At 44.4% G+C, this 1,647-nt stretch carries 2 protein-coding genes; one reads left to right on the top strand and one right to left on the bottom strand.

From position 1 onward, the window contains the following. Positions 1 to 193, top strand: a 193-nt coding sequence (locus AC58QD_RS32455) for a hypothetical protein (protein WP_497339197.1), incomplete at its 5' end; no start/stop codon positions are given. On the opposite strand, the gene AC58QD_RS32450 is transcribed toward AC58QD_RS32455, so the two are convergent. Continuing rightward, a complete protein-coding gene (locus tag AC58QD_RS32450) occupies positions 168 to 1,490 on the bottom strand; it encodes an IS4 family transposase (RefSeq protein ID WP_497339196.1) in 1,323 nt (440 codons plus the stop codon). The two genes, AC58QD_RS32455 and AC58QD_RS32450, sit on opposite strands and share 26 nt — an antisense overlap. Between the last annotated feature and the right edge of the window lie 157 nt (positions 1,491 to 1,647).

Below are 1,647 nucleotides of genomic sequence, written 5' to 3'. Positions count from 1 at the left end.
CAATGTCATTAAGTTAAACTCCAAGACAAAACCGGGAATAAAAATGAAAAGCGAAACGGCATGGGAAAAGCCCTGTGCCGTTTGTTTTTTGATTCAAGCAAGGAAAAAAGCGTACAGCAAACAAAGCGGATGGAATATCCGCTTAAAAAATGTTCATGTGAAACAAATTATGCTACTCTGTAGACGAAGCTAACGGCTGATCTATAGCGGATTTTGCGCGTATTCTGCTGCCCTGGGCGAATGGGTCGAATCGGCAAAATGTTTTTGCGAATCAGTGCTTCAACATCGGGCGGGGGTTCATCGTCCCGTGAGCGCAGGAAATGTCTACAAACGTGAACGGCAACCGTGAAGTTGACTTGGTATGGGTGCCGTGTATCCATTTGGGAAATGACTACGTGCGAGGTAATCATTTCAGCGAAATTGTACATAATCATTCTTGCGAAAATCTCTTGGATGATGGACTCTTGTCTCTTTGAGTGAAAACTCGTCAGACCGACGGTGTATTTTAAGGCCCGGAAAGAGGTTTCAATGCCCCATCGCATGTTATAAATGGACTTGAGCTCATCGGGTGGGAAATCAGCAGCGGAAAGATTAGTAATAACGGATTCATAAGTGCCATTAGGCAGGACGAAACGAACAACCCGAAAGGAAATTGGGTAAAACAAGTGCTCCTTCAAATCCAAAAAATCAAATGTAGAAGTGGAAGAGATGAATCTGTAAATCTCGGGATGGGCCTTGACCTCTTTGGTTTGTCTTTTGGTGAGTCTCAGGTGAACGTCAATATCAAACGCTTCGCTAGAGGGCAAACGCAAGTTCGAAAGAATACCACTAGAATCCACATCCTTTACCCGTATGACGTAGTTCCACCCTTTGCGCTGAATATGCGCGAAATTGTTGTAACTTTCATAGCCTCGATCGGCAATAACAATGGTTTTGCCTTTGATCGGGGAACGGTCAACCATAGCCGCCAGTGCCCTTCCCTCGTTGCACAACTTTCGTGGCTGAACAATGGCATCCACGTAAAGTCTGTTGCAGAGGTCATAGGCTACGTTCAAATGTAGCAGGTTATAGCCTTTCGTGTTCGGTTGACCTTGAAAATAGGTATTGGTGTCCGCAGGGTCTGTTGCGATATGCAAATCCGAACCGTCAATGGCAAGCAACCGATAACCTCGGTAGTGCTTGATATCCGTATAGGAATGCGTAAATTCGTGAAACAAGAATTCCACAGCAGACGGTAGGATTTTATTCCTCTGTTGGACAAAAGCAGAAGTGGTTGCGGTGTTTACGTCATAGCCCTTCAATTCCAAGAGTTCCTTATATAAGCTGTTACCGCCCATAGAGATCAGGAGTTGCATAACCGTTTCAAAGGGCAGCTTTTTCTTTCGGGTAAAATCTTTATTAGGGTTTTTGACATAAGGTGCTGGTGCGGCTGACATTTCTCGTATGAGGGATGTCAGCGTTTCTTTTAGCGAATTCGCGTACTCATTCATTGGCGTAACCTCCTGTTTTTCAAGGGGCTTCGCCACATATTTCCAACTGCTTGTCAAGTCCTATTTCTCTTTTTCGTGCAAAAAAAGAGCCGGCTATCTTTCGATAACCAGCTCTTGTTCTTGATTTTTGGCCATGCGCCTTAACTTAATGACATTG

The sequence above is a fragment of the Paenibacillus sp. J2R1T-4 genome (assembly GCF_059692235.1).
The sequence above is the reverse complement of the archived record's forward strand: the minus strand, read 5'-3'. Positions and strand labels throughout refer to the sequence as shown.

What these genes read in the sequence shown, in the direction of transcription:
- AC58QD_RS32450 (WP_497339196.1), bottom strand. Translation starts at nt 1,490, where the DNA reads ATGAATGAGTACGCGAATTCGCTAAAAGAAACGCTGACATCCCTCATA.